Raw genomic sequence first — 25,302 nt, 5'->3', positions numbered from 1 at the left:
TGACGTTGCCAAGTGCCGGTTTCGAGCGGCTGGCCTGAGTGAATCGAGACGTCACCATAGGCGACTCGCCGCCCCTGAACTTTGCTGTCATCCGGCCCGCTATCCCGCGGGCGTCCATCCCTTGTTAGACTGCCGGATTGGCGTTGAGCGATTTCATCCAGCACCCGGCGGAGAGGCGGCATGCGCGTGATCGATTCCGAGCAGGAACCCGATGCCGCCGAGGCGGCGTCACCCGAGCAGCTGCCGCTGGATTTCGTGGTGCGGGTCAACGGCGAGACGCTGACCCAACTGCCCGAGGATCTCTATATTCCCCCGGAGGCGCTCAAGGTCTTTCTCGAGACCTTCGAGGGGCCGCTGGACTTGCTGCTCTATCTGATCCGGCGCCATAACCTGGATATTCTGGCGATCAACGTCGCCGCGATCACCCATCAATACGTCGAGTACGTCGAGCTGATGCAGGCGATGGAGATCGATCTCGCCGGCGAGTATCTGGTGATGGCGGCGATGCTCGCCGAGATCAAATCGCGCAGCCTGCTGCCGCGCCCGCCCAAGGCGGCGGAGGATGACGACGAGGAGGACCCCCGCGCCGAGCTGATCCGCCGGCTACAGGAGTACGAGCAGCTCAAGCTCGCCGCCGAGGAACTCGACGCGCTGCCGCGCCAGGGCCGCGACTGGCATCCGGCCCAGGCGGCGCTGCCCACGCTCACGCCGCGGGTGGTGCATCCGGACGTCGAGCTGGGCGAGCTGCTCGGCGCGCTGGGGCAGATGCTCAAGCGTGCCGATCTGCGCCAGTCGCACCGTATCAGCCGCGAGGCGCTGTCGACCCGGGATCGCATGCAGGCGATCATGCAGCGGCTGCGTGCCGATCAATTCACTCCGTTCGAGGCGCTGTTCACCCCCCGCGAAGGGCGCGCCGGGGTGATCGTCACCTTCATGGCGATTCTCGAATTAGCGCGTGAGTCGATGATCGAAATCGTGCAGAATGCGCCGCTCTCGCCGATCCACGTGCGTGCGCGGCTGGCGCTGGAGGCCGGCGCCGACGACATGACAGACGCCGCGGCGGACGAGCCGGCCTTCGAGACCGATGGCGTGAGCGACAGCGGCGCGTCGTCCGGCCGACAGCAGCGATAGCGAAGCGATACCATGAACCGTCTGACCGATCCCTACCTGACGCCGGCGCTCGACGAGATTCTCGAGGCCGTGCTGCTGGCCGCGGGTGAGCCGCTGTCGCTGGAGCGGATCGAGGCGGTGTTCGACGAGGGCAAGCCGCCCTCGCGGGCGGCGATCCGGGAGTCGCTCAACAAGCTCTCCGAGCGGCTGCTGGCGGGTGGGGCGCTGGAACTGATGGAATCCGCCTCCGGCTATCAGGTGCGTATTCGCCAGCGCTACTCGCCGTGGGTCTCGCGGCTGTGGGACGAGCGCCCGCAGCGCTACTCGCGGGCACTGCTGGAGACCCTGGCGCTGATCGCCTATCGTCAACCGGTGACCCGCGGCGACATCGAAGAGGTGCGCGGCGTGGCGGTGTCGAGTTCGATCATGCGCACCCTGATCGAGCGCGGCTGGATACGCGCCGTGGGCCAGCGTGACGTCCCTGGGCGCCCGGCGGTCTATGCCACCACGCGGGCCTTTCTCGACGCCCTGGGGTTGAAGAGTATCGATGCGCTACCGCCGATGCACGAGCTGAAGCATTTCGAGACCTTCGAGACCGCGCTGCACACACCGCCGGCGTCGGAGAGCGAGAGCCCGGCGTCGGAAAGCGAGAGCCTTGCGGCGGAGAGCGATACGCCGAGCGGCGACGAACAGACAGTATCTTCGGCAGCGTCGGCAGTGCCCGACGCAGACGAGCACGCCGAGACGGCGTCCCCCGGCCAGTCGTTGAGTTTTGCCGAGCTCGACGCACGTCTGGCCGAACGCGCCCGCCAGCGCCAGGCGGTGGAGCCGGACTCCACCGCCGACGCCACGGGCGCGGACACCCCGGAAGCCTCGGACGAACAGGATCCCTGAGCCTGGCTTCCCGCAGCCGATGAGGCATCGATAGACCCATGACAGACACCAATACCGAAAAACTGCAGAAAGTGCTGGCCCGGGCCGGCTACGGCTCGCGCCGCGAGATGGAGACCGCGATCGGCGCCGGGCGCGTCAAGGTCAACGGCAGTGTCGCCACCCTGGGTGACAGGGTCGGCATGCGCGACCGGATCACCCTCGATGACCGGCCGGTCAACCTGCGCGCCAACGACGAGGTGCCGCGCCGGGTGATCATGTACAACAAGCCGGAAGGCGAGCTGTGCACGCGCAAGGACCCGGAAGGGCGGCGCACCGTGTTCGAGCGGCTGCCGCGCCTGAAGGGCGAGCGCTGGATCGCGATCGGGCGTCTCGACATCAACACCAGCGGGCTTTTGCTGTTCACCACCGACGGTGAGCTGGCCAATCGGCTGATGCACCCGTCGCACCAGATCGAGCGCGAATACGCCGTGCGGGTCATGGGCGAAGTACAGCGCGAGCACGTGGTCAATATGGTCGAGGGCGTGATGCTCGAGGATGGCCCGGCGCGCTTCACCGATGTCCAGGAGTTCGGCGGCGAGGGCATCAACACCTGGTTCCACGTGGTGATCCTCGAAGGTCGCAACCGCGAGGTGCGCCGGCTGTGGGAGTCCCAGGGGCTGACCGTGAGCCGGCTCAAGCGTGTGCGCTACGGCAATATCTTCCTCGACAAGCGCGCCAAGGCCGGCGAGTGGCTCGAACTCTCCCAGGACGAGATCGACGAACTCTCCACCATGGCCGGGCTGGAGCCGCGCAAGGTGCCGGAGCTGACCCCGGACGAGAAGAATCGCTGGAGCCGCGACAAGAACAAGCGGCGCCCGGTCACGGCGATGAAGAAGCCGCGGCGGCCGCGCCGCGACGCCTGATCTCGCCGCGGTTTGACCATGGCCGACCCCGCGTCTGCGCGACGCGGGTTCGGCTTGGGGCCTTCGCCGGCTCTTGGCGAGTTCTCGGCCTGTGCTTGATGGGGTCTTGGCGGGTTCTTGGCATCGGACCCGCGGTAAGCAACCGGCGCGGGAAGGTGGGAAAAAACGCTTGCCTGCTCCGAGGCTTACCATTAGTATGTGCGCCCAGTCGGTAAGGGTCGTTAGCTCAGTTGGTAGAGCAGTTGGCTTTTAACCAATTGGTCGTAGGTTCGAATCCTACACGACCCACCACCGCCGACGGGTCGATGCAGTTTGCAAGTTTTGGGTCGTTAGCTCAGTTGGTAGAGCAGTTGGCTTTTAACCAATTGGTCGTAGGTTCGAATCCTACACGACCCACCATCGATCTCTCCCTCGCCGTTCTCGGCAATCGATCCGACACCCTCGTCGATCGTCTGCAATGGGTCGTTAGCTCAGTTGGTAGAGCAGTTGGCTTTTAACCAATTGGTCGTAGGTTCGAATCCTACACGACCCACCATTGCTTCTTCGTTTTCGCTCTCCCTGGCACGTCGCCCCGTTTCCAGTTGCCCGTTTCCGACAGCCCATAGTCTGCTGTGTCTTGCGTTGTCGCTGATGTCGTCGCCCATATCGTCGATGCGGCAGGCGAGTGCGAAGCTACCAGGCACGCAACTGTGATAGAGATGGGGGATTCGCCGAGGAGAATCGCCATGCCCCCAGGGTCACTCGACCACACCGCTTCCCATACCGCCGGCTACCGCCATGCCGCGGAGCCGATCAGCAGCGTCACCGATGCCTACTCGGGTCACCTGACGCCGGATCTGGCGGTATCGACCTATCGCAATATCCAGCGCCTGTTTCCGTCGCGAACCATCGCCGCCGGCGCAGCGGTGCGTGAGTTGCCACGCTCGCCCCGGGCGCTGGGCGAGATCAGCGTGGCGCAGGGTGACGAGCACTACGATCTCTACGACTACCTGGCGCTGAACAGCGTCACCGGCTTTCTGGTGCTGCACCGCGGGGAGATCCGCTACGAGACCTATCAGCGTGGTAATGGCCCCGATACCCGCTGGATGTCGATGTCGGTGGCCAAGTCGGTGACCTCGACGCTCGCCGGCATGGCGATCCACGACGGTGCCATCGCCGAGGGGCTGGCCGCGCGGGTGGGCGACTATGTGCCAGCGCTTGCCCGTAGCGCCTATACCACGGTGACCCTGCGCGAGCTGCTGCTGATGGCCTCCGGGGTGGGCTGGAACGAGACCTACACTGACCCGGGCTCCGACCGCCGGGCGCTGCTGGCGGCCCAGCTCGAACAGCGCCCGGATGCGGCGATGGCGCTGATGGCGACGCTGCCGCGGGTGGCGCCGGCGGGTACGCGGCACAACTACAGCACCGGCGAGACCCAGATCCTGGCGGAGATGGTCAGCCGTGCCGTGGGGCGTCCGCTGGCCGACTACCTGACCCAGAAGCTGTGGCAGCCCTATGGCATGGAGGCGGATGCCAGCTGGTGGCTGGCGTCGCCGCGGGGTGTCGAGATCGGCGGCAGCGGCATCGCCGCGACCCTACGCGACTACGCCCGCTTCGGTCAGTTTTTGATCGAAGGCGGCTGTGTGGCGGGGGCGTCTCTGCTGCCGTCAGGGTGGATTGCCGAGGCCACGCAGCCGAGCGTGCTCGCCGGCGGCGAGTCGATCGACTACGGCTACATGTGGTGGAGCGGCTGGACCGAGCCCTCGCGCCGCGATCGCGCCTTCGCGGCGCGCGGCATTCACGGCCAGTATCTCTACGTCAATCCGCGGCGCGAGCTGGTGATCGTGCAGCACGCTGCGGCGCCCAAGCCGATGGGGCGGATGGTGATCGAGCCGATGTCGCTATTCGATGCGATCGCTGCGGCGTTGGCGAGCGATTGAGATAACGACTTGGGGCGACGAGCAGCGGGTCCCGATGCCGCCAGCATGTGCGTCGCTCAGAAGTTCTGCATCGCCTCGCGATAGTCGAGAAAATCCTGGCGCCGCTGCGCGATCCGGCTGGCCATGGCGTAGTCGCCGCTGCGCTTGGCGCTCTCGCTGGCCGAGTCGAGCTGGCGGATCGCGGTGTCGATCTGCCCTTCGAGCTGCAACTGCTCGGCCCGCGCCAGCTGGCCCCAGGTTTCGCGCCCGCTGCGCCCGGCGGCTTCGGCCAGCAGGCCGAACACGTTGGGGTCTTCCGGGTACTGTTCGCTTATCCCACGCAGGACATCGAAGGCCTGGCCCGGCTGCATCTGCAAAAGCGCCTCGGCCTCGACCCACTGCGCCGGGAAGTAGCCAGGGGAGAGCCGCAGGATGCGCCGCGCCCGTTCCAGGGCGCCGGGGCGGTCGTCGGCGTCGAAGGCAATCTGCGCGGCGGTAGCGGGGATCATCGATAGATCCGGGTGGGACTTGGCCAGCGCGTCGAGGGTCGCCAGCGCCTCGCTGTAGTGTGCCTGCCGGGCCGCGAGCAGCGCCTGCAGATAGCGCACCGCAGCTTCGGGCGGGTGATCCTGTTCGAGCTCGGTCAGCGCCTGGGAGGGCGTATCCTGATTGAGCAGCAGCAGCGCGCGGGCGCGTATCATGGCGTAAGCCGTGTCGTCGTGGGCGGGTGGCGAGGGTAGCTGGTCGGCGCGCGCCTGGGTGTCGCTGATGCGCGATTCGGTGACCGGGTGGGTGAGCAGGAACTCCGGCGGGTTGCCGCCCTGCAGCGTGGCCAGCTTCTGCAGCGAGCGGAACATCTTCGGCATCGCCTGCGGGTCGAAGCCCGCCTTGGCCATGGCGTTGAGCCCCACGCGGTCGGCCTCCTGCTCGAAGCGTCGCGAGTAGGCCAGCTGGTCCTGGGCGAAGGCGGCGGTGGAGCCGACCATGGTCGCCAGCCCGGCGCCACCGCCGCCACCGGCGGCGATGATCATCCCGGCGAGCATGGCGGCCATGGTCGGTAGCTGGGTCTGTTCGATACGCGCCATGCGCCGGGCGTAGTGGCGCTGGGCCAGATGGCCCAGCTCGTGGGCCAGCACCGAGGCGAATTCGTCCTCGTCCGGGGCCGAGGCGAACAGGCCGGCGTTGACCCCGACGATACCGCCGGGAACGGCGAAGGCGTTGAGCAGGCGGCTGTCGATCAGCGTCACCACCAGCTGGTCGTCGACGCCGCTGTAGGGCACCAGCCGGGCGAGAATCGACCGGACGTAGGTCTGGGCGATGGGGTCCTGCCAGGGGTCGGTCTGGGCGCGGAACTGGCGTAGCCAGGCACGTCCTAGGCGGTGCTCGTCGCTGGTGGTGACGGTGGCGCTGGTACTGCCCATATCGGGCAGTTGATAGCTCCCCCCGCCGGATGGTTGGGGGTTCTCTATACCAGCCCGCTGAGGGCTCTCCATGCCGGTCCGCTGAGGGCTCTCTATACCAGCCCGCTGAGGGCTCTCCATGCCAGTCTGCTGTGCCAGGGCAGGCGCCCCGCCGAGCCCGAGAGTCGCGACGGCCAGCGTGCCCAGCAGCACTCCGCGCGACGCGCGCGCATGCAATCTCTTGATCATCGACCTTCTCGTATGGACGCCGACGAAAGCGACGGAAGTCGCTGTCGGTTCTGCGCTATGATGCCTTCGACCGCAGCCTGTGGCAGACGTTGCCTGCAAACCCCAGGGTATGCAACTGTCGCCCCGCTGCCCACTCATCCGATGCAGGAAGTGTCATGTCTCACGCCCCCGATCATCGGCTCGACGCCTCGGGTCTGAGCTGTCCGTTACCGCTGCTCAAGGCCAAGCAGGCGCTCGCCGGCATGCAGCCGGGGGAGCTGCTCGAAGTGGTCGCCACCGACGCCGGCTCGTGGCGGGATTTCGAGAGTTTCGCCGCGCACAGCCGCCACACCCTGGTCGAGCGCACGGCAGAGGCGGGTAGCTACCGCTACTGGCTGCGCAAGGCGGGTAAGGATAGCGAGGCATGAGTTTGAAAGGCGTATTGCGGCAGTGGTTCGAGCGCTACCTCTCCGACGAACAGGCGATCGTCCTGCTGGCGCTGCTGGTTGGCGGTTTCGCCGTGGTGATCTGGATGGGGCAGGCGCTGGCGCCCTTTTTCACCGCGCTGGTGGTGGCCTTTCTGCTGCAGGGCGTGGTCGGCTGGCTCGAACGCCGCGGGCTGCCACGGCTGCTGGCGGTGGGGCTGGTGTTCCTGCTGTTCCTCGGCGCGTTGTTGGCGCTGGCGCTGATCGTGCTGCCGCTGGTGTGGAATCAACTGGTGGAGCTGGTACAGGAGGCGCCGCGCATGTTCGCCAGCAGCCAGCTCTGGCTCGATGAGCTGCAGGCGCGCTATCCCACGGTGGTGACCCCGGATCAGATCCAGGGCTGGATCGCCTCCGCCGGGCGCCAGGCCTCTACCCTGGGCCAGCGCGCGCTGACCCTCTCGCTCGCCTCGCTGGGTAGCCTGATGGCGCTGATCATCTATCTGGTGCTGGTGCCGATCCTGGTCTTCTTCATGCTCAAGGATCGCGAACGTCTGGTTGCCTTCCTGCTCTCGCTGCTGCCGCGCCAGCGCACGCTGATGACGCGGGTGTGGCAGGAGATGGACGATCAGATCGCCAACTACGTGCGCGGCAAGACCATCGAGATCATCATCGTCGGCAGTGTCGCCTTCATCACCTTCTGGGCCTTCGGGCTGCCCTATGCGGCGCTGCTAGGGCTGGTGGTGGGGCTGTCGGTGCTGGTGCCCTATATCGGCGCGGCGGTGGCCACGCTGCCGGTCGCCGCGGTGGCGGGCTTCCACTTCGGCGTGGGCGAGCAGTTCTTCTACGTGCTGCTGGCCTACGCCATTCTGCAGGCGCTGGATGGCAACGTGCTGGTGCCGATCCTGTTCTCGGAAGCGGTCGACCTGCATCCGGTCTCGATCATCCTGGCGGTGCTCTTCTTCGGCGGGCTGTGGGGCTTCTGGGGCATCTTCTTCGCCATTCCCCTGGCGACCCTGATCAAGGCGCTGGTCCAGGCCTGGCCGCGGGGTATCGCCAGCCAGGCCGAGATCACATCTCAGTGAGGGTGTTCAGCCGTTGAGTTCCTGGGCCGCGGCGAGCACCTCGTCGACGTGGCCCGGTACCTTGACCCCGCGCCACTCGCGGGCGAGCTTGCCCTCGGCGTCGATCAGGAAGGTGCTGCGCTCAACGCCCAGGTGCTCCTTGCCGTACATCTTCTTGAGCTTGATCACGTCGAACTGACGGCACACCGCTTCGTCGCGATCCGAGATCAGCTCGAACGGAAAGCCCTGCTTGGCCTTGAAGTTCTCGTGCGCCTTGAGGCCGTCGCGGGAGACCCCGACCACCACGGTGTTGGCGGCGCGGAAGGCGTCGATGTTGTCGCGGAAGTCGCCTCCTTCGGTGGTGCAGCCGGGGGTGCTGTCCTTGGGATAGAAGTAGATCACCACCTGCTGGCCGCGGTAGTCGCTGAGGCGGAAGGTGGTGTCGCTGGTGGCCTCGGCGGAGAAGTCCTCGACCGGTTGTCCGATGCTGAGTGTCATGCTGGCCTCCCATGAGCCGTGAAGACGGGGAAACAGGGGCACGCTTCGGCGGTTGATGCGAGTCAGCGTGCCACTGGCATCGAACGATAGCCGATCTCGGCGGTCAATGCTCGGTGGCGTGGGCGCCGCCGGGGGCAGCAGGGGCGGCGGCGCGGCTGTACAGGTCGCGGCAGCCTGAGTACCATTCGGTGTTTGCGAAAAGCGTAGCGCGGGCAGTGCCGCGGGCGTCCGGAGCGGCCTATCGGGCCTGGCGATGGCCTCCATTCTGGCCCGTGTCTTGTTTTTGGCCCATGTCTTGTTTTTGGTCCATGTCTTGCAATCCTGTGCCAGGCCCACGCGCCCGTCAGGTCATAAGGGAGAGAAACGCAACATGATCACAGGCAGCATCGTCGCCTTGGCGACACCGATGAAGCCCGGTGGCGAGATCGACTGGGAGGCGCTGCGCCGCCTGGTGAACTTCCATCTCGACCAGGGCACCGATGCCATCGTCGCCGCCGGCACCACCGGTGAGCCGACCACCATGTCGTTCGCCGAGCACTTCGACGTGATCCGCACGGTGGTGGAGGAGGTCGGCGGGCGCATCCCGGTGATCGCCGGCACCGGGGCCAACAACACCGCCGAGGCGGTGGAGCTGGCGCGCTACGCCAGCGAGGTCGGGGCCGACTGCTGCCTGTCCGTGGCGCCCTACTACAACAAGCCGACCCAGGAAGGCTTGTACCAGCACTTCAAGGCGGTCGCCGAAGCCAGCGAGCTGCCGATCATTCTCTACAACGTGCCAGGGCGTACCTGCTCGGATATCTACAACGAGACCGTCTTCCGTCTCGCCGAGCTCGAACGCATCGTCGGGCTCAAGGATGCCACCGGCAACCTGGAGCGCGCCGAGGAGCTGATCGACCGCCTCAAGGGCAGCGACTTCGCGCTCTACTCCGGTGACGACCCCACCGCCTGCGACTTCATGCTGATGGGCGGCCACGGCGATATCTCGGTGACCGCCAATGTCGCGCCCAAGGCAATGCACGAACTGTGCGTGGCCGCCGCCGGCGGCAACCACGAGCGTGCCCACCAGATCAACGCGCGCCTGGCGCCGCTGCACACCGCACTGGGGATCGAGTCCAATCCGATTCCGGTGAAGTGGGCGCTCAACCGCATGGGCTACGCCGACAAGGGCATTCGCCTGCCGCTGACCTGGCTCTCCGAGCGCTACCACGGCAGCGTCGGCGAGGCATTGCAGCTGGCCGGAATCGAGACCGCGTGAGCCGGCGCACGCCGGATGCCGAATAGACTTGCTTCGAACAAAGGTGGATGCATGAAGCCCATCCTCAAAGGGATGCCCCTGGTGCTGTGCGCGACGCTGACGCTGTCGGGCTGCGGTCTGTTCCAGGATGGTTATTACTACAATCGCGATGACGAGTATCGCGATGCCAAGATGAGCGAACCGCTGCAGCTGCCGTCGTCGAGCAACCCGATCCGCTATCAGGACTCGATGCCGGTGCCCCAGGCGGACAGCGACTTCATGGCCTCTTCGGATACCGACGCGCCGCGGCCGCAGCCGCTGGCGGCGGGGCCGAGCGAAGGACAGTCGTTCGTCGAGGCGCGCCAGGCGGGCAACGAGCGCTGGCTGCTGGTCAACGCCGCGCCGGCCAGCGTGTGGCCGCGGCTGCAGGGCTTCGCCGTCGACCACGGCGTGCGCGCCACCGACATCGACCCCGCCAAGGGGCGTATTCAGACCGCCCAGGGCGCGATCAGCCTGCGTCAGGGCTTGCGTAGCGGCACCAGTGAGGTGCGCTGCGACATCGGTAATGCCGGCCAGTGCCTGAGCGGGATCAAGGCCTATCTGGAGGCCAGCGGTGCCAGCGACAGCGGTGTCTCCCTGGCGGCCCAGCCGCTCGACCAGAGTGAGCGGGTCAAGCTGATCAATCGCGACGGCACCTGGCAGCTCAATCTCGCCCTGGATGCCAACCGCGCCTGGTCCGAGCTCTACTACCAGCTCCAGAACGGCTTCGACCAGCAGCGCCTCAAGCTGGTCGACCAGAACCGCAGCGCCGGCGAGTTCTTCGTCGACTATCGCCCCGAGGATCAGGGCGGCGGCTGGTTCGACTGGTTCGGCGGCGGCAGCGACGAGGCGCGCCCGTATCGTCTGCAGCTCGCGTCCCAGGCCGCGCTCACCTCGGTGACCGTGACCGACCCCAAAGGCAAGCCGGTGCCGCCGATCGAAGCGCGCGACCTGCTCGACGCCATCGCCGCGACCCTGCGCTGATGGTGCAGGGGTCGCCGCTGGCGCCGGGGGCCGCGCCCGGGCTCTACTTCGCCTCGCTGGGCAGTGGCAGCAAGGGCAACGCGACCCTGGTCAGCGACGGCGAGACGCTGATCCTGGTCGACTGCGGCTTCGGCATGCGCGAGGCCGAACGGCGCATGGCGCGGCTCGGCGTACATCCGCGCCAGCTCTCGGCGCTGCTGGTGACCCATGAGCATAGCGACCACATCACCGGCGTCGGTGCCCTGGCGCGGCGTTACCGTTTGCCAGTGCACCTGAGCGCCGGCAGCTGGCTTGCGGGCAAGCTCGGCGAGGTGCCCGAGCTCGATCTGCTCACGCCCCAGTCGCGCTTCGCCATCGGCGGGCTGGAGATCGACCCGGTGACCGTGCCCCACGATGCCCGTGAACCGATCCAGTTCCGGATCCGCGCCCAGGCGCGCAGTCTGGGGCTGCTGACCGACCTCGGTCACCCCACGGCGCACGTGGTCGAGGCGTTCCGCCACTGCGACGCGCTCTTCCTCGAGTGCAACCACGACCCGCGCATGCTCGCCGAGGGGCCCTATCCGCCCCACCTCAAGCGCCGCGTCGCCGGCCGCTGGGGGCATCTGGCCAACGCCCAGGCGGCGACGCTGCTGCAGCGGCTCGGCCTGGATCGGCTGGCGCGGATTGTGTGCTCGCACCTCTCGGCGCAAAATAACCACCCCGAACGCGTCCTGGAAACGCTGACGCCGCTGCTCGACGGCGACGAGTCGCGGCTGATGATCTCGACCCAGGACCACGGCACCGACTGGCAGCGGGTGGCCTGAACAGGCCGGCCGCTGCGGCGTTGCGTGACACCCAACCTCAAGACAGCCGCCCGACGGCGGCGACGCGGAGACAGCTCCATGCAAAAACGCGATCTTCTCTACGCCGGCAAGGCCAAGTCGGTCTATCTGAGCGACGACCCCCAGCGGCTGGTGCTGCACTTCCGCGACGACACCAGCGCCTTCGACGGCAAGAAGAAGGAAGCGCTGGAACGCAAGGGCATGGTCAACAACCGCTTCAACGCCTTCATCATGAGCAAGCTGGCCGAAGCGGGCATTCCCACCCACTTCGATCAGCTGCTCTCCGATACCGAGTGCGTGGTCAAGAAGCTCGAGATGATCCCGGTGGAGTGCGTGGTGCGCAATCTGGCCGCGGGCGGCCTGGTGCGGCGTCTTGGGGTCGAGGAAGGTATCGCGCTGGAGCCGCCGACGTTCGAGCTGTTCCTCAAGAACGACGAGAAGGGCGACCCGATGATCAACGAGTCGCTGGCCGAGACCTTCGGCTGGGCGACGCCCGAGCAGTTGGCGACCATGAAGTCGCTCACCTTCCGCGTCAACGAGGTGCTCAAGCAGCTGTTCCTCGATGGCGGCATGCTGCTGGTCGATTACAAGCTCGAGTTCGGTGTGTTCGACGGCGAGATCGTGCTCGGTGACGAGTTCTCCCCCGACGGCTGCCGCCTATGGGATGCCAAGACCCGCGAGAAGATGGACAAGGATCGCTTCCGTCAGGGGCTGGGCGGGGTGATCGAAGCCTACGAAGAGGTCGGCCGGCGTCTGGGCATGAGCTTCGACTGAGCCCGGCTGCTCGCTGCCAGGATCGCCTTGCGGCGCGATAGCCCAGATAGCTTGAATGAACGGAGCCCCGGCACCCAGGTGCCGGGGCTCTCGTCGTTATGAGCACTCATTTCCAAACCCTCTAACGATGGGCGCCATGGGCAGGGCAAAGCGAGGGTCCTTTGCCATGGATGGCAAAGGTAGCGCCCAGGGAGGGGGTCATAGCGCCCTCGCGACGCCCTGCCGCTGGATAAGCCCACGTCGTCCACCGGTTCGAAAGGTGCGCGCGGATGCGGTGTGAGAGCCGCGCGTCAGTCGACCCGCTCGGCGCCGACGATGGTAATCGGCTGGGTCGGCACGTCGGCGTGCGGCCCGCGGCGGCCGGTGGGCGTCTCGGCGATCTTGTCGACGACGTTCATGCCCGAGACCACGTGTCCGAACACGGTGTAGCCGGGGTTGTAGAGATCGCGATAGTTCAGCGCGTCGTTGTCGACCAGATTGATGAAGAACTGGCTGGTGGCGGAGTCCGGGTTGGCGGTGCGCGCCATGGCGATGGAGCCTCGGGTGTTCTTCAGGCCGCTCTTCTCCAGCGGGATCGGATCATGGGTCGGCTTGGGTTCGAGGTCCGCATCCAGGCCGCCGCCCTGGATCATGAAGTCGGAGATGACCCGGTGGAACACCGTGCCCTGGTAGTGCCCCTCGTCGACATAGCGCAGGAAGTTGGCCACCGTGCGCGGCGCCGCCTTGGCGTCGAGTTCGAGCTCGATGTTGCCCTGGCTGGTCTCCAGGCGTACATGGGGATGATCGGCATCGGCCAGCGCCGAGGTCGAGAGCAGCGGCAGGGCGACGAGCCCGGCCGCCAGGATCGATTTCAACATGTAGTAACGCTCCGGTCTTTGATATGAGCACCCTAGCGGGGGTGGCGCCACTAGGCCAGCCTAAGAGCTCATTTCCAAACCCTCTCACGATGGGCGCCGGGGGCAGGGCAGAGCGAGGGTCCTTTGCCAGGGATGGCAAAGGTAGCGCCCAGGGAGGGGTTCACAGCGCCCTCGCGACGCCCTGCCGCCGGAGAAGCCCAAGTCGTCTAGCGGTTGTGAAAGGCATGTTAAACCGCTGGTGTCTCAGACCGCCCCGGACGCGCGCGGTTCGATGGCGATCACCTGCAGGCTGTCGCCGGTAGCGTCGGACATCGCCCGGAAGCGCACATTGACGTCGCGCAGGCAGACGCCGTACTCGCGCCCCGAGTCGCCGCCGGCCCGGGCGTGGTAAGCCGGGCGCGGGTCCTGGGCCAGCACCTCCTCGATCAGTGTGCTCAGCCCGGCGCCGTCGGCATGTGCAGCGAGGGCGCGCCGGGCGCTGTCACTGAAACCGACCGCCATGGGCGCGGGGGCAGCCGGGGCGAAGCCGGCCCGCGCCTGCGGCTGTGACTCCGCCCACGGCAGATAGGGCCGGATATCGACGATCGGGGTGGCGTCACACAGGTCGTGGCCGCGCAGGTGCAGCTTCACCCGGCTGCGCCGGGCGGCCAGCGGCGAGCCGGCGATGGGCTCGGCCGCCGCCGTGGGGCGGGTGCTGAGTTCGACCTTCACCAGCTCCACCAGCGACAACCCCAGACGATTGGGGCGGTGGGTGCTGCGGCTGGCGAAGACCCCCACGCGCTGGTTGCCGCCCAGGCGTGGCGGGCGCACCCGGGGCGACCAGGTGGTCGGGCTGCGATCGAACACGAAACTCAGCCACAGGTGGCTGAAGGCATCGATCCCATCCACTGCCAGCGGATCGTCGAACGCCGCCTCCAGATAGAGGATGGCACGCGCGCTGGGGGCCAGCCCCGGCTGGCGCGGGATGCCGAACTTGTCGGGGTAGTCGCTGGCGAGAGTGCCGATCGGGGTCAGCGAAAGCGGCCCGGAGGGGGCGTCGAGTCTGGAATCTGGCGTGGTCAAGGCGGGCGTGTCCGAAGCCGATGATGGCGCCACCCCGCGCGGCAGCGCCGCGGCGGGGCGAGAAAGCGTCATGGTGGCGGCTGCGGCGGCCGCGCGCAATGCGCGGCATGCCCGTGACCCGCACCCGCGGGGAGCCGACAGGGTAGCCGCGCGCCGGCCTAGCCGGATGCGCAGGCGGTGCCATACTGTCAGCGTGGCACCCCCGCGAGCGGCCCGAAGGAGCGGGCTGCACGCATCTCGACGGCGCCGGAGTCGCGCCATACCAGGGAGAGGTTGGATGAGTTTCCTACGCGTCTATCACGAGGCTGACGGCGAGCAGCCGTTGTTGACGACCCATGAACCCGAGCGCCTGCGCCTCGAACTCGATGCCAGTGCGATCCACTATCGCCATCACCCGCTGCCGGCGATGCCGGAGCGCGCACCGAGCGAGGCGCTGCTGGCACACTACACGCCGATCATCAACGAGGTCGGCCAGACCAGTGGCTGCCGGCGGGTCGAGCTGCGCGGGATGAGCCCACACTATCTCGACGACGGCAGCGCAGGCACGCTCGAGCGAGAGCGTCTCTCCAGCGAGTCGCGCAGCGACAGTGACAACTGGCACCTGCTGCTCCACGGCCAGGTGGTGTTCTATCTCCATCTCAATGGCCGCGTCTATGTCATCGGCTGTGAGCGCGGCGATCTGCTGTTGATCCCGGCGGGTGTGCCGCACTGGTTCGACATGGGACCCAGCCCCGACTTCGTGGTCTTGAGTTGGAGCGATGAGACGGCGCATCATCTGCTGGAAACCACCAGCGACATCGCGCTGCGCTTTCCACGCTTTGAGGCGCTCTACGCTGACGTTGCCTAAACCCGGTGCTGGCCCGATGATGGCGCGGCTCACCACCCATGCCGAATCCGGAGAGACCCCGATGCTTGAACGTACCCGCTTTCGAGAAGCGCTGCCGCGGGATGCCGCTGATCAGGCCGAAGTCTTTCACCATGCGGTCATGGAGGGGGCGTCGAGCCGCTATACCCTGTCTCAGCGCGAGGCGTGGTCGGCGGCACTGCCGCGCACCGCCGAGGCGTGGATGGCGCGCCAGACCCTCTATCCGACCCTGGTCGCCGAGTGCGACGGCCACTGTGTCGGCTTCTGCGAGCGCGACGCCAACGACGGACGTATCGAGACGCTCTACGTGTGGCCCGCGATCACCCGCCAGGGCGTCGGCTCGCGCCTGCTCGAACTCTCAGTGGAGGCGCTGCTCGCCGCCGGCCACGCACGCGTGCTAATCGATGCCAGCCTAATGCTGGCACCGGCGCTGGAGGCGCGCGGCTGGACCCGGCTGGCCGAAGAGACGGTCGAGCGCTTCGGCGAGTCGCTGCCGCGGGTGCGGCTGGCCTTCGACCGGACGTAGACGGCCTGGGGCTGGCGCCACCGGCTTTCCCTGCCGCGGGGAATCGGGTACAGTCGCTTGCATTATGAAAGTGAGCGACGAGCCCGACCTCTGCCCCATCGCCCGCGCGCTGGCCTGCGTGGGGGATAGCTGGACGCTGCTGATCCTGCGCGACGCCTTTCAGGGGGCGACGCGCTTCGATCAGTTCCAGCGCGGGCTCGGTATTGCTTCCAACATGCTCACACGGCGTCTCGAGCGTATGGTCGACAATGGCCTGCTCGAGAAGCAGCGCTATCAGACCCGCCCGCCGCGCTTCGAGTATCGCCTGACCGACAAGGGGCGGGGCCTGGCGCCGGTGCTGTTGACACTCTACGCCTGGGGCGAATACCACCTGCCGATCGCCGCCCGCGGTATCGAACTGGTGCATCGTGACAGCGGCGAGCCGATCGTGCCGGTCATCTACGACCGCCATCGGGGGACGCCGCTGGTACCGCGCGACGTGGCGATGGTAGCCGGCCCCGACGCCACGCCGGCGATGCGTCAGCGCGCCGAGCGTGCACGGGCCCAAGGGGAGGCCCTGTTCAGCTCTCCCATGCAGGATACCGCCACGGGGGAGACCGCTGTGGCAGATCCACTCGCCGAGGCCGCCGTTACTCCATCCGCCGAGATCACCGGCCAGCGGCCGCAGTAATAGTGATATTCGATCAACGACCAGTAAGGACAACGTCATGCGACGTATCGTAGTGACAGGTATGGGCATTCTTTCGCCGCTGGGCTGCCAGCTGGAAACCGTCTGGCAGCGCCTGCTCTCCGGCGCTTCCGGGCTGCGCCGCCTGCCCGCGGAGACCGTCGAGGGGCTCGCTGTCGGCGTCGGCGGCCCGGTGCCGACTATCGAAGAGGACAGCGCCGGGTTCGATCTCGACCGCGCCATCGATCCCAAGGAGCGGCGCAAGATGGACCGCTTCATCCAGATGGCGGTGGTGGCCGCCGACGACGCGCTCAGACAGGCCAACTGGTGCCCCCAGAGCGAAGACGAGAAGACCCGCACCGCGACTCTGATCGGCTCGGGTATCGGTGGCTTCCCGGCGATCGCCGATGCGGTGCGCACCACTGACAGCCGCGGCCCGCGACGGCTGTCGCCGTTCACCATTCCGTCGTTTTTGGCCAACCTGGCCTGCGGCCACATCTCGATTCGCCACGGCTTCAAGGGCCCGCTGGCCGCGCCGGTGACCGCCTGCGCCGCCGGCCTGCAGGCGATCGGCGACGCCGCGCGCATGATCCATGCCGGCGAGGCGGAGATCGCCGTGTGCGGCGGCAGTGAAGCGTGTATCGACCGCGTCAGCCTGGGTGGCTTCGCCGCGGCCAAGGCGCTCTCCAGTCACTACAACGACACCCCCGAAGCGGCCTCGCGGCCGTTCGACCAGGGCCGTGACGGCTTCGTCATGGGCGAGGGCGCCGGGGTGATCGTGATCGAGACCCTGGAGCACGCCCAGGCGCGTGGCGCCACGCCGATCGCCGAGCTGGTCGGCTACGGCACCACCTCGGATGCCTACCACCTGACTGCCGGACCGGAGGATGGCGAGGGCGCCGCCCGGGCGATGCAGATCGCGCTGCGTCAGGCCGGCCTGGCCCCCAGCGACATCGCCCACCTCAACGCGCATGCGACCTCGACGCCCGTGGGCGATCGCGGCGAGCTGGCGGCGGTCAAGCGCGTCTTCGGCGAGCATCGCCCGGCGATCAGCGCGACCAAGGCCGCCACCGGCCACCTGCTCGGCGCCGCCGGCGGCGTCGAGGCGATCTTCACCCTGCTGGCGCTGCGCGACCAGATCGCGCCGGTGACCCGCAACTATCTCGACCCCGACCCGCTGGCCGCAGAGATGGACGTGGTCCACGGCGAGTCGCGCCCGATGGCGATGGAGCACGCGATCTGCAACGCCTTCGGCTTCGGCGGGGTGAATGCGAGCGTGATCTTCAAGCGCTTCGAGGGCTGAAACGGGCTACGCTCGCTGGCGTTTCAGCGGGCTCGACGCAAGACGCGTGCCAGCGGTGATACCGCTGGCACGCGTCGTTCGAGGTGCCCAGCCCCAGATGCCAAGCCAGAGCCGGTGCCGAGGGTCAGGCCATGGTATCGACGATACCGCCTTCGACCCGCATCGCCGCGCCGGTGGTGGCGCTGGCCTGTTCCGAGGCCAGATAGACGCTCAGGTTGGCGACCTCCTCGACCTCGGCCACCCGCTGGATGATCGAGGAGGGGCGGTTGTCCTTGACGAAGTTGGCTTCCGCCTCGGCCTCGCTCACGCCCTGTTCAGCGGCCATCTTGGCGATCATCTTGCCCACGCCTTCCGACTTGGTCGGCCCCGGCAGCACCGCGTTGACGGTGACCCGGGTGCCTGCCAGCACCTTGGCCAGCCCGCGCGAGATCGACTGCACCGCGCTCTTGGTCATGCCGTAGTGGACCATCTCGGCGGGAATATTGAGCGCCGACTCGCTGGAGAGGAACTGGATGCGGCCCCAGTCGCGCTGCTTCATGCCCTGGGCATAGTGACGCGACAGGCGCACCGCGCTCATCACGTTGACGTCGAAGAACTGCTGCCACTCGGCGTCCTCGATCTCGAAAAAGTCCTTGGGGCCGAAGATACCGACGTTGTTGATCAGGATGTCGCACTCGGGGCGCGCCGCGATCAGCGTCTGGCAGCCTTCGGCGCTGCCCAGATCGGCGGCCACGCCGTCGATGCTGGCGCCGGGCACCTCGCGGGTGAGCGTGGCGATCGCCTGGTCGACGCGTTCCTGGGTGCGTCCGGTCACGGTGACACTGGCGCCGGCCTGAGCCAGCCCCTTGGCGATTGCCAGGCCGATGCCGGCGGTGGAGCCGGTGACGATGGCGTGCTTGGTGCTGAGATCGATCTGCATGCAAACCTCCTTGAGAGGGTGTTTACAAAATGCCTACGCTAGGCAATACGGCGTTAAAATCGGCCTCGTACGCGAGCCCGGTCAAAATGCTCATTTACCCCATGTAAACTCCGCTTTTTCGACCGATTTTGCCTTGTCTTGCCTTCGCTCGACGAATTTGTAAACACCCTCTGAGTCCGGGAATCGAAGCCGGGGAGACGCGGGCGCTCTGACATGGCACTGACCCTGCCCGGGTCTGGCGCCGACATGGTCCTCGAGGGCGCCGCGCAGGTAGACTGCAGGCTGGCAGGGGCGTAGCCCGGCGCCGCCGATCACCGCCCCGCACCGGCTTCACGTGACTTTCAAGCGTAGGACGCTTTTCGCAATTTGCCGTCCCAACGCTGAAAGCCCCGCGCCAGGCGCCTGCTTATACTCGATTGCATACCCTGCGAATGCCGGGCGCCGTGCGCCCGGATTCGTCCTGGCCCGGCGTGTACGCCAGCCCGCCGCCAGCAACACCGCATCCAACCGTGAGGAGACCACGATGGCCGCAAGCCCGACGAGAGACGAATTCGACCGCTACATGACGCCCAACTACTCGCCGCAGCAGGCGATTCCGGTGCGCGGCGAGGGCAGCCGCCTGTGGGATCAGGCGGGCAAGGAGTACATCGACTTCGCCGGCGGCATTGCGGTCAACGCGCTGGGCCACTGCCATCCCAAGCTGGTTGATGCCCTGACCACCCAGGCCAACAAGCTGTGGCACCTCTCCAACGTCTACACCAACGAGCCGGCGCTGAATCTGGCGCGCGAGCTGGTGTCGCGCACCTTCGCCGACAAGGTCTACTTCTGCTCCTCCGGCGGCGAGGCCAATGAGGCAGCCTTCAAGCTGGCGCGGCGCTGGGCATTCGACAACTTCGGCGAGCGCAAGCACAAGATCATCTCGTTCAAGCAGGGCTTCCACGGCCGCACCCTGTTCACCGTCAGCGTCGGCGGGCAGCCCAAGTACTCCGAAGGCTTCGGGCCGGTGCCCGGCGGCATTCACCACGCCCGCTTCAACGATCTCGACAGCGTGCGCGAGCTGATCGACGACGACACCTGCGCGGTGGTGGTCGAACCGATCCAGGGTGAGGGCGGCGTGACGCCGGCCACCCCCGAGTTCCTGCAGGGGCTGCGCGAGCTGTGCGATCGTCACCAGGCGCTCTTGGTGGTAGACGAAGTGCAGTCGGGTGTCGGTCGTAGCGGCAAGCTCTACACCTATATGCACTACGGCGTGACCCCGGACATCCTGACCTCGGCCAAGGCCCTGGGCGGCGGCTTCCCGATCGGCGCCATGCTCACCACCGACCGCGTCGCACCGTCGCTGGCGGTGGGCACCCACGGCTCCACCTACGGCGGCAATGCGTTGGCCTGCGCGGTGGGCCTGGCGGCGCTGACCACCATCGACACCCCCGAGGTGCTCGAAGGCGTCGAGCGTCGGCATGCGCTGTTCCGCGAGCATCTCGAAGTGATCAACCGCAAGTACGGCGTGTTCAAGGAGATCCGCGGCATGGGGCTGCTGATCGGCGCGGAGATGAGCGACGCCTACGAGGGCAAGGCGCGGGATATCCTGCCGCTGGCGCTCGAACAGGGGCTGATGGCACTGGTCGCCGGTCCCAACGTGCTGCGCATGGCGCCGTCGCTGGTGATCCCCGAGGCGGACATCCAGGAGGGCATGGCGCGCCTGGAACTGGCCATCGAACGGCTCGTCTCAGCCAGTGCGTGAGTCGACCGGCATGCGTGGCATCGACCCCGCGACCCGCGCCGGCGAGGCCGCGCGGGAGGCCGGCCAGCTGCTGGTGCGTCCGGCCCAGGCGTCCGATCTCGGCGCCATCGAGCGTCTGGCCAGTAGCGCCACGCCGCGGCTGACCAACCTGCCGGCCCACCGTGACCGCCTCGAGGAGCGCATCGCGCGCTCCTGCCGTGCGCTCTCCCACAATGTCGATTTCCCCGGCGACGAGAGCTACACCTTCGTGCTCGAGGACCGCGAGATCGGCGAGATCGTGGGGACCGCGACCATTCGCGCCCAGGCCGGGGCTCAGGACGTCTACTACACCTACCGTCAGGAGACGCTGATCCACGCCTCGCAGCAGCTCAATCTGCGTCATGAAGTGCAGACGCTGTCGCTCTCCCACGAGATGTCCGAGGTGTCGCTACTGTGTGCGCTGTCGCTGGATGCGCGCTATCGCGGTACCAGCGCCGCCTCGCTGCTGCGGCGCGCGCGGCTGATGTTCATCGCCCAGTATCCGGAGCGCTTCGCCGATACCCTGGGCGTGGCCTTCCCCGGCTATCTCGACGAGAGCGGGGCGTCGCCGTTCTGGGACAGCGTCGGTCGCCACTTCTTCAATCACGGCTACCACGAGATCAACCAGCTCGCCGGGGTGCGCTCGAAGAGCTTCATCGCCGAGGTGATGCCGCAGTTCCCGCTCTACCTGCCGCTGCTCACGCCCCAGGCGCGTTCGGCGATCGGGCGTGAGCATCCGGCCCATGAGCCGGCGCTGGGCGAGATGCTGGCAGAGGGCTTCGTGCGCTCGCGTCATGTGGATATCTTCGATGCCGGGCCGGTCCTGCGCGGCGAGCGCGCCCGTCTGCGTACGCTCAACCACTGCGGCTGGCACCCGGTACGCATTCGCCCGGCGGCTTCGCTGCCGGACGCCGAGCCGGCGATGGTGGCCAACCAGCGTCTGGCCGATTTTCGCTGCACCGTAGCCCGCTACGCGCTGACGCCCACCGGCCAGTTGCTGCTCTCCGAGGCCCAGGCCGAGCTGCTCGGCGTGGAAGAGGGGCGGGCGGTCCTGGTCGCGCCGCTGGCGCTGCCGGACGTCGAGGATGCATTGGACGAGGGAGACCTGTAATGCGTCTGAGACCCATCAGCCATCACGATATCGACGAACTCAAGTCGCTGGCCCAGGAGACCGGGGTCGGTTTCACCTCGCTGCCCAACGACCACGACTTCCTCGTCGCCAAGATCGACAAGGCGGTGGCGGCCTTCGAGGGCCGTGTACCCGCGTGCGAGCGGCTCTACTTCTTCGTGCTCGAAGACGAGCAGAGCGGCGAGCTGGCCGGCTGCTGCGCCATCGAGGCGGAAGTCGGGCGCGAGACGCCCTTCTATCACTACCGGGTGGGCAAACTCGCCCACTCCTCGGTTCAGCTCGATCTGCACCGCACCATCGATACGCTGTTTCTGAGCTCCGACCACACCGGCGATGCCGAGGTCGCCTCGCTGTTTTTGCGTCCGGCCTATCGCCGCGACCGCAACGGCACGCTGCTGTCCAAGGCGCGCTGGCTTTTCATGGCGGAGTTCCGCGACGGCTTCCCGGCCAAGGTGCTCGCCGAGATGCGCGGGGTGATCGATGCCGATGGCATCAGCCCGTTCTGGCAGTGTCTGGGCAGCCACTTCTTCCCCATGGAGTTCAAGCAGGCGGATCAGCTCACCGGGCTGGGCCAGAAGAGCTTCATCGGCGAACTGATGCCCAAGTACCCGATCTATACGCCGTTTCTGCCCGAGGCGGCGCGGGCGTGCATCGGCCAGGTCCACGAGCAGACCCGCCCGGCGCTGGAGATGCTCAAGAAAGAGGGGCTGCGCTGGGAAGGCTATATCGACATCTTCGATGGCGGCCCCACCGTAGAGGCCTATATCGATGACGTCGGGGCCATTCGCCACTCGCAGCGGGCGCTGGTCGAGGTCAGTGGCGGCGAGCTCGACTACGCCGAGCGCCCCAGCTGGCTGGCGGCGACCACCGGCATGGCGGACTTCCGCTGCAGCTTCATCGGCCGTGGCCCCGACGCCGATGGCGTGGTCCACCTGAGCGAGGCGGAAGCGCAGCGCCTCGACGTGACCAGCGGCGACGCCCTGCGCCTGCTTCAGACCTGAGCGGAACCAGAGCGACGGCGCGCTGGCCGCATCCGGCGGGCGCGCCGCAGCGGGCCGAGCCGACTTTTCAGAATCCAACCGGAGGGAACCATGGACGCCACACAACAACTGCTGATCGACGGCCAGTGGCAAGCGGGTGCCGCGGCTGCCTTCACCAAGCACGACCCGGTCGCCGGCACGCGTCTATGGCAAGCCAATGCCGCCTCCGCGGAGCAGGTCGGCGCGGCGGTGAGTGCTGCGCGGCGCGCCTTTGCCGGCTGGGCTCGGCGCCCGCTGGCCGAGCGCCAGGCGGTGGTCGAACGCTTTCGCGACCAGCTCGAGGCCAACCGCGAGCCGCTGGCCGAGAGCATCGCCCGCGAGACCGGCAAGCCGCTGTGGGAGGCGCGCACCGAGGTCGGCGCGATGATCGGCAAGATCGCCATCTCGCTGAACGCCTACCACGAGCGCACCGGCGAGCGCGCCCGCGACGCCAACGGCACTCGCGCGGTGCTGCGCCACCGCCCCCACGGCGTGCTGGCGGTGTTCGGCCCCTACAACTTCCCCGGCCATCTGCCCAACGGGCATATGGTGCCGGCACTGCTGGCGGGCAACTGTGTGGTGTTCAAGCCCAGCGAGCAGACCCCGATGACCGCCGATCTGACCCTGCAGTGCTGGGTCGCGGCGGGTCTGCCCGCCGGCGTGATCAATCTCGTCCAGGGGGCGGCCGAGGTGGGCCAGGCGCTGGCTGGCCACAGCGATATCGACGGCCTGCTGTTCACCGGCAGCGCCAAGATCGGCGGCCTGCTGCACCGCCAGTTCGGCGGCCAGATCGGCAAGATCCTGGCGCTCGAACTGGGCGGCAACAACCCGCTGGTGGTGCGCGACGTACGTGACCCCGACGCGGTGGTGCTGACCATTCTGCAGTCGGCGTTTCTCTCCGGCGGGCAGCGCTGCACCTGTGCCCGTCGCCTGATCGTGCCCGAGGGCGAGAGCGGCGACCAGTTGATCGCGCGGCTGGCCGAGGCGATGCAGAAACTGCGCGTGGCGGCGCCATTCAGCGAGCCGGCGCCGTTCTACGCAGGGCTCGTCAGCCCGGCGGCGGCCGAGGGGCTGCTCGCGGCCCAGGCCGATCTCGAAGCACGCGGCGGCCGGGTGATCGTGCGCATGGCCTCGCTCGAGGCGGGCACCAGCCTGGTCTCGCCGGGGCTGGTGGATGTCTCCGGCTGCGAGGTGCCCGACGAGGAGCACTTCGGCCCGCTGCTCAAGGTCTACCGCTATCGTGACTGGGATCATGCCATCGAGCTGGCCAACGACACCCGCTACGGCCTCTCCGCGGGTCTGATCGGCGGCGACCAGCCGGAGTGGGACGACTTTCTGCTGCGCATCCGTGCCGGCATCGTCAACTGGAACCGCCAGACCACCGGCGCCTCCGGCGACGCGCCCTTCGGCGGCATCGGCGACAGCGGCAACCACCGCCCCAGCGCCTACTACGCCGCCGACTACTGCGCCTATCCCGTCGCCTCGATGGAGTCCGACACCCTGACGCTGCCCGGCGAGCTGCCGCCCGGGGTCACGTTATGAGCGACGTGACGAGCGGCGCGATGAGCGATGTGCGCGAGGTCAATTTCGACGGTCTGGTCGGGCCGACCCACAACTACGCCGGCCTGGCCCATGGCAACGTGGCCTCGATGCGCCACGGCGGGCTTGCCTCCAATCCGCGCGAGGCGGCGCTGCAGGGGCTGGCCAAGATGAAGTCGCTGATGGAGGCCGGCTACGCCCAGGGCGTGCTGCCGCCGCAGCAGCGTCCCGATCTCGGTGCGCTGCGGGCGCTGGGCTTTACCGGCAGTAATGCCGAGGTGCTGACCCGGGCCGCCCGTGAGGCGCCGCAGCTGCTGCGTGCGGTGTGTTCGGCGTCGAGCATGTGGACCGCCAATGCCGCCACGGTGACGCCGAGTATCGACGCCGCGGATGGCCGCGTGCACTTCACCCCGGCCAACCTGCAGTCGAGCTTTCACCGCTATCTGGAGCCGGAGACCACCGCCCGCGTGCTGGCGGCGATCTTCCGCGATCCGGCGCACTTCGCCCATCATTCGGCGCTGCCGGCGACCCCGGCGTTCTCCGACGAAGGCGCGGCCAACCACACCCGGCTCTGCGGCGACCATGGCGAGCCCGGCGTGCATCTCTACGTCTACGGGCGCCAGGCGTTCGGCGGCGAGCGCGGCCCGCAGCGTTACCCCGCGCGCCAGACGCTGGAGGCCAGCCAGGCGGTGGCACGTCAGCACGGCCTGGCTGAGGCGCAGACGGTGTTCGCCCAGCAGCACCCCGAGGCGATCGATGCCGGCGTGTTCCACAACGATGTGATCGCGGTGGGCAACGGTCCGGTACTGCTCTATCACGAAATGGCGTTCCTCGACGAGGAGCAGACCCTGGAGGCGCTGCGCAGCCGGATGGCCACGCCGCTGATCCCGGTGCGCGTCCCCAGCGAGGCGATCAGCCTGGAGGAGGCGGTCTCGACCTATCTGTTCAACTCGCAGCTGCTCACCAACCCCGGCGGCGACATGACGCTGGTGGTGCCGGGCGAGTGCCAGGAGAACGAGACGGTGTGGCGGGCGATCCAGGATCTGCTGCTGGCCGGGCACAACCCGATCGGTGAGATCCTGGTCAAGGACGTCAAGCAGAGCATGCGTAACGGCGGCGGGCCTGCCTGCCTGCGCCTGCGCGTGGCACTCTCGGCGCAGGAGCGCGGCGCCCTGGGCGGGCGCGTGCTGCTTGATGAGAGCCTGCACGCCGAGCTGGTGGCGTGGGTCGAGCGTCACTACCGTGACCGGCTGACGCCCGACGATCTGGCCGATCCGCAGCTCGCCGAGGAGACCCTGGCAGCGCTGGACGAACTCACCCGCCTGCTAGGTATCGGCAACGTTTATCCGTTCCAGCTCGGCTGAGATGGGCGGGTTCAGGCGGCCCGGG

24 protein-coding genes and 3 tRNA genes are annotated in these 25,302 nt (G+C 67.8%); 22 read left to right on the top strand and 5 right to left on the bottom strand.

Features of this window, described 5'->3' with window-relative positions; all coding sequences use genetic code 11:
• Positions 1-180 precede the first annotated feature (180 nt).
• From QO259_RS15595 to QO259_RS15565, 7 genes are all read left to right on the top strand, one after another.
• Positions 181-1,131: a segregation and condensation protein A gene (locus tag QO259_RS15595; RefSeq protein WP_285950640.1), complete on the top strand. Its 951-nt coding sequence runs from the start codon at positions 181-183 to the stop codon at positions 1,129-1,131.
• A gap of 12 nt (positions 1,132-1,143) precedes the next feature.
• Positions 1,144-2,004, top strand: a complete 861-nt coding sequence (gene scpB / locus QO259_RS15590; RefSeq protein ID WP_285950639.1) for an SMC-Scp complex subunit ScpB — start codon at positions 1,144-1,146, stop codon at positions 2,002-2,004.
• A 38-nt stretch (positions 2,005-2,042) separates the two neighbouring features.
• A complete protein-coding gene (gene rluB / locus QO259_RS15585) occupies positions 2,043-2,906 on the top strand; it encodes a 23S rRNA pseudouridine(2605) synthase RluB (RefSeq protein WP_106419304.1) in 864 nt (287 codons plus the stop codon).
• A 215-nt stretch (positions 2,907-3,121) separates the two neighbouring features.
• Positions 3,122-3,197 (top strand) — tRNA-Lys (locus tag QO259_RS15580).
• A gap of 32 nt (positions 3,198-3,229) precedes the next feature.
• A tRNA-Lys gene (locus tag QO259_RS15575) sits at positions 3,230-3,305 on the top strand.
• Between the two features lie 60 nt (positions 3,306-3,365).
• Positions 3,366-3,441, top strand: a tRNA-Lys gene (locus QO259_RS15570).
• Positions 3,442-3,631: 190 nt separating this feature from the next.
• Positions 3,632-4,825, top strand: a complete 1,194-nt coding sequence (locus QO259_RS15565) for a serine hydrolase domain-containing protein (RefSeq protein ID WP_285950638.1) — start codon at positions 3,632-3,634, stop codon at positions 4,823-4,825.
• 56 nt (positions 4,826-4,881) lie between these two features.
• Here the strand turns inward: QO259_RS15565 and QO259_RS15560 are convergent, their stop codons facing one another.
• On the bottom strand, positions 4,882-6,453 hold the full coding sequence (locus QO259_RS15560; protein WP_285950637.1) for a M48 family metalloprotease: 1,572 nt from the start codon (positions 6,451-6,453) through the stop codon (positions 4,882-4,884).
• A gap of 155 nt (positions 6,454-6,608) precedes the next feature.
• On the opposite strand from QO259_RS15560, the gene QO259_RS15555 reads away from it, so the two are divergent.
• Both QO259_RS15555 and QO259_RS15550 read left to right on the top strand, forming a co-directional pair.
• Positions 6,609-6,860 carry a sulfurtransferase TusA family protein gene (locus QO259_RS15555; protein ID WP_285950636.1) on the top strand — a complete coding sequence of 84 codons (252 nt, stop codon included), beginning with the start codon at positions 6,609-6,611 and terminating at the stop codon, positions 6,858-6,860.
• Positions 6,857-7,939: an AI-2E family transporter gene (locus QO259_RS15550; protein ID WP_285950635.1), complete on the top strand. Its 1,083-nt coding sequence runs from the start codon at positions 6,857-6,859 to the stop codon at positions 7,937-7,939. The genes QO259_RS15555 and QO259_RS15550 overlap by 4 nt, the downstream gene beginning before the upstream one ends.
• 6 nt (positions 7,940-7,945) lie before the next feature.
• On the opposite strand, the gene QO259_RS15545 is transcribed toward QO259_RS15550, so the two are convergent.
• Positions 7,946-8,416 carry a peroxiredoxin gene (locus QO259_RS15545; RefSeq protein ID WP_207033506.1) on the bottom strand — a complete coding sequence of 157 codons (471 nt, stop codon included), beginning with the start codon at positions 8,414-8,416 and terminating at the stop codon, positions 7,946-7,948.
• A gap of 370 nt (positions 8,417-8,786) precedes the next feature.
• Here QO259_RS15545 and dapA point away from each other — a divergent pair, with 370 nt between their 5' ends.
• The 4 genes from dapA to purC all read left to right on the top strand — a co-directional run bounded on the left by dapA (position 8,787) and on the right by purC (position 12,268).
• Positions 8,787-9,671, top strand: a complete 885-nt coding sequence (dapA, locus tag QO259_RS15540; RefSeq protein WP_035477167.1) for a 4-hydroxy-tetrahydrodipicolinate synthase — start codon at positions 8,787-8,789, stop codon at positions 9,669-9,671.
• A 51-nt stretch (positions 9,672-9,722) separates the two neighbouring features.
• A complete protein-coding gene (gene bamC, locus QO259_RS15535) occupies positions 9,723-10,673 on the top strand; it encodes an NlpB/DapX family lipoprotein (RefSeq protein WP_285950634.1) in 951 nt (316 codons plus the stop codon).
• The gene (locus QO259_RS15530; RefSeq protein WP_035477161.1) at positions 10,673-11,476 is read left to right on the top strand and encodes an MBL fold metallo-hydrolase; all 804 of its coding nucleotides are present in this window, start codon (positions 10,673-10,675) and stop codon (positions 11,474-11,476) included. Before bamC ends, QO259_RS15530 begins: the two co-directional genes overlap by 1 nt.
• A 78-nt stretch (positions 11,477-11,554) precedes the next feature.
• Positions 11,555-12,268, top strand: a complete 714-nt coding sequence (gene purC / locus QO259_RS15525; protein WP_207033503.1) for a phosphoribosylaminoimidazolesuccinocarboxamide synthase — start codon at positions 11,555-11,557, stop codon at positions 12,266-12,268.
• 290 nt (positions 12,269-12,558) lie between these two features.
• Here purC and QO259_RS15520 read toward each other — a convergent pair whose 3' ends face one another.
• A complete protein-coding gene (locus tag QO259_RS15520; protein WP_285950633.1) occupies positions 12,559-13,125 on the bottom strand; it encodes a peptidylprolyl isomerase in 567 nt (188 codons plus the stop codon).
• Between the two features lie 243 nt (positions 13,126-13,368).
• Entirely contained in the window at positions 13,369-14,187 is an 819-nt protein-coding gene (tsaA, locus tag QO259_RS15515; RefSeq protein ID WP_285950632.1) for a tRNA (N6-threonylcarbamoyladenosine(37)-N6)-methyltransferase TrmO, read from the bottom strand.
• Positions 14,188-14,464: 277 nt separating this feature from the next.
• On the opposite strand from tsaA, the gene QO259_RS15510 reads away from it, so the two are divergent.
• The 4 genes from QO259_RS15510 to fabF all read left to right on the top strand — a co-directional run bounded on the left by QO259_RS15510 (position 14,465) and on the right by fabF (position 17,548).
• Positions 14,465-15,034, top strand: coding sequence for a cupin (locus tag QO259_RS15510; RefSeq protein ID WP_285950631.1), 570 nt, complete (start codon positions 14,465-14,467; stop codon positions 15,032-15,034).
• Between the two features lie 61 nt (positions 15,035-15,095).
• The gene (locus tag QO259_RS15505) at positions 15,096-15,578 is read left to right on the top strand and encodes a GNAT family N-acetyltransferase (protein ID WP_285950630.1); all 483 of its coding nucleotides are present in this window, start codon (positions 15,096-15,098) and stop codon (positions 15,576-15,578) included.
• Positions 15,579-15,642: 64 nt separating this feature from the next.
• On the top strand, positions 15,643-16,248 hold the full coding sequence (locus QO259_RS15500; RefSeq protein ID WP_285950629.1) for a winged helix-turn-helix transcriptional regulator: 606 nt from the start codon (positions 15,643-15,645) through the stop codon (positions 16,246-16,248).
• Positions 16,249-16,285: 37 nt separating this feature from the next.
• Complete coding sequence (fabF, locus tag QO259_RS15495; protein ID WP_285950628.1) at positions 16,286-17,548, top strand: beta-ketoacyl-ACP synthase II; 1,263 nt, start codon at positions 16,286-16,288, stop codon at positions 17,546-17,548.
• A 124-nt stretch (positions 17,549-17,672) separates the two neighbouring features.
• Here fabF and QO259_RS15490 read toward each other — a convergent pair whose 3' ends face one another.
• Positions 17,673-18,467 carry an SDR family NAD(P)-dependent oxidoreductase gene (locus QO259_RS15490; protein WP_207033490.1) on the bottom strand — a complete coding sequence of 265 codons (795 nt, stop codon included), beginning with the start codon at positions 18,465-18,467 and terminating at the stop codon, positions 17,673-17,675.
• 523 nt (positions 18,468-18,990) lie between these two features.
• Between QO259_RS15490 and QO259_RS15485 the strand changes: the two genes are divergently transcribed.
• The 5 genes from QO259_RS15485 to astB all read left to right on the top strand — a co-directional run bounded on the left by QO259_RS15485 (position 18,991) and on the right by astB (position 25,277).
• Entirely contained in the window at positions 18,991-20,208 is a 1,218-nt protein-coding gene (locus QO259_RS15485; RefSeq protein WP_207033488.1) for an aspartate aminotransferase family protein, read from the top strand.
• Positions 20,209-20,218: 10 nt separating this feature from the next.
• Positions 20,219-21,337 (top strand): arginine N-succinyltransferase, encoded by a 1,119-nt coding sequence (locus QO259_RS15480; protein ID WP_106419317.1) that lies wholly within the window; start codon positions 20,219-20,221, stop codon positions 21,335-21,337.
• Positions 21,337-22,356: an arginine N-succinyltransferase gene (gene astA, locus QO259_RS15475; RefSeq protein WP_285950627.1), complete on the top strand. Its 1,020-nt coding sequence runs from the start codon at positions 21,337-21,339 to the stop codon at positions 22,354-22,356. The genes QO259_RS15480 and astA overlap by 1 nt, the downstream gene beginning before the upstream one ends.
• A 90-nt stretch (positions 22,357-22,446) precedes the next feature.
• Positions 22,447-23,916, top strand: a complete 1,470-nt coding sequence (gene astD / locus QO259_RS15470; protein ID WP_285950626.1) for a succinylglutamate-semialdehyde dehydrogenase — start codon at positions 22,447-22,449, stop codon at positions 23,914-23,916.
• Positions 23,913-25,277 carry an N-succinylarginine dihydrolase gene (gene astB, locus QO259_RS15465; RefSeq protein WP_285950625.1) on the top strand — a complete coding sequence of 455 codons (1,365 nt, stop codon included), beginning with the start codon at positions 23,913-23,915 and terminating at the stop codon, positions 25,275-25,277. Before astD ends, astB begins: the two co-directional genes overlap by 4 nt.
• The last annotated feature ends 25 nt before the right edge of the window (positions 25,278-25,302 follow it).

This window comes from Salinicola sp. JS01, from assembly GCF_030284585.1.
In the GTDB taxonomy this organism is placed as follows: Bacteria; Pseudomonadota; Gammaproteobacteria; order Pseudomonadales; family Halomonadaceae; genus Salinicola.
This window is presented reverse-complemented; position numbering and strand designations above follow the sequence as displayed.

Excerpts from the sequence above, each read along its gene's own strand:
- QO259_RS15595 (WP_285950640.1), top strand. The coding sequence starts at position 181 with ATGCGCGTGATCGATTCCGAGCAGGAACCCGATGCCGCCGAGGCGGCG.
- rluB (WP_106419304.1), top strand. The coding sequence starts at position 2,043 with ATGACAGACACCAATACCGAAAAACTGCAGAAAGTGCTGGCCCGGGCC.
- astB (WP_285950625.1), top strand. The coding sequence starts at position 23,913 with ATGAGCGACGTGACGAGCGGCGCGATGAGCGATGTGCGCGAGGTCAAT.
- QO259_RS15560 (WP_285950637.1), bottom strand. The coding sequence starts at position 6,453 with ATGATCAAGAGATTGCATGCGCGCGCGTCGCGCGGAGTGCTGCTGGGC.
- QO259_RS15530 (WP_035477161.1), top strand. The coding sequence starts at position 10,673 with ATGGTGCAGGGGTCGCCGCTGGCGCCGGGGGCCGCGCCCGGGCTCTAC.
- QO259_RS15480 (WP_106419317.1), top strand. The coding sequence starts at position 20,219 with ATGCGTGGCATCGACCCCGCGACCCGCGCCGGCGAGGCCGCGCGGGAG.
- QO259_RS15565 (WP_285950638.1), top strand. The coding sequence starts at position 3,632 with ATGCCCCCAGGGTCACTCGACCACACCGCTTCCCATACCGCCGGCTAC.
- QO259_RS15510 (WP_285950631.1), top strand. The coding sequence starts at position 14,465 with ATGAGTTTCCTACGCGTCTATCACGAGGCTGACGGCGAGCAGCCGTTG.
- astD (WP_285950626.1), top strand. The coding sequence starts at position 22,447 with ATGGACGCCACACAACAACTGCTGATCGACGGCCAGTGGCAAGCGGGT.
- bamC (WP_285950634.1), top strand. The coding sequence starts at position 9,723 with ATGAAGCCCATCCTCAAAGGGATGCCCCTGGTGCTGTGCGCGACGCTG.
- QO259_RS15520 (WP_285950633.1), bottom strand. The coding sequence starts at position 13,125 with ATGTTGAAATCGATCCTGGCGGCCGGGCTCGTCGCCCTGCCGCTGCTC.
- fabF (WP_285950628.1), top strand. The coding sequence starts at position 16,286 with ATGCGACGTATCGTAGTGACAGGTATGGGCATTCTTTCGCCGCTGGGC.
- dapA (WP_035477167.1), top strand. The coding sequence starts at position 8,787 with ATGATCACAGGCAGCATCGTCGCCTTGGCGACACCGATGAAGCCCGGT.
- QO259_RS15550 (WP_285950635.1), top strand. The coding sequence starts at position 6,857 with ATGAGTTTGAAAGGCGTATTGCGGCAGTGGTTCGAGCGCTACCTCTCC.
- QO259_RS15545 (WP_207033506.1), bottom strand. The coding sequence starts at position 8,416 with ATGACACTCAGCATCGGACAACCGGTCGAGGACTTCTCCGCCGAGGCC.
- QO259_RS15485 (WP_207033488.1), top strand. The coding sequence starts at position 18,991 with ATGGCCGCAAGCCCGACGAGAGACGAATTCGACCGCTACATGACGCCC.
- QO259_RS15505 (WP_285950630.1), top strand. The coding sequence starts at position 15,096 with ATGCTTGAACGTACCCGCTTTCGAGAAGCGCTGCCGCGGGATGCCGCT.
- QO259_RS15490 (WP_207033490.1), bottom strand. The coding sequence starts at position 18,467 with ATGCAGATCGATCTCAGCACCAAGCACGCCATCGTCACCGGCTCCACC.
- astA (WP_285950627.1), top strand. The coding sequence starts at position 21,337 with ATGCGTCTGAGACCCATCAGCCATCACGATATCGACGAACTCAAGTCG.
- QO259_RS15555 (WP_285950636.1), top strand. The coding sequence starts at position 6,609 with ATGTCTCACGCCCCCGATCATCGGCTCGACGCCTCGGGTCTGAGCTGT.
- scpB (WP_285950639.1), top strand. The coding sequence starts at position 1,144 with ATGAACCGTCTGACCGATCCCTACCTGACGCCGGCGCTCGACGAGATT.
- QO259_RS15500 (WP_285950629.1), top strand. The coding sequence starts at position 15,643 with ATGAAAGTGAGCGACGAGCCCGACCTCTGCCCCATCGCCCGCGCGCTG.
- purC (WP_207033503.1), top strand. The coding sequence starts at position 11,555 with ATGCAAAAACGCGATCTTCTCTACGCCGGCAAGGCCAAGTCGGTCTAT.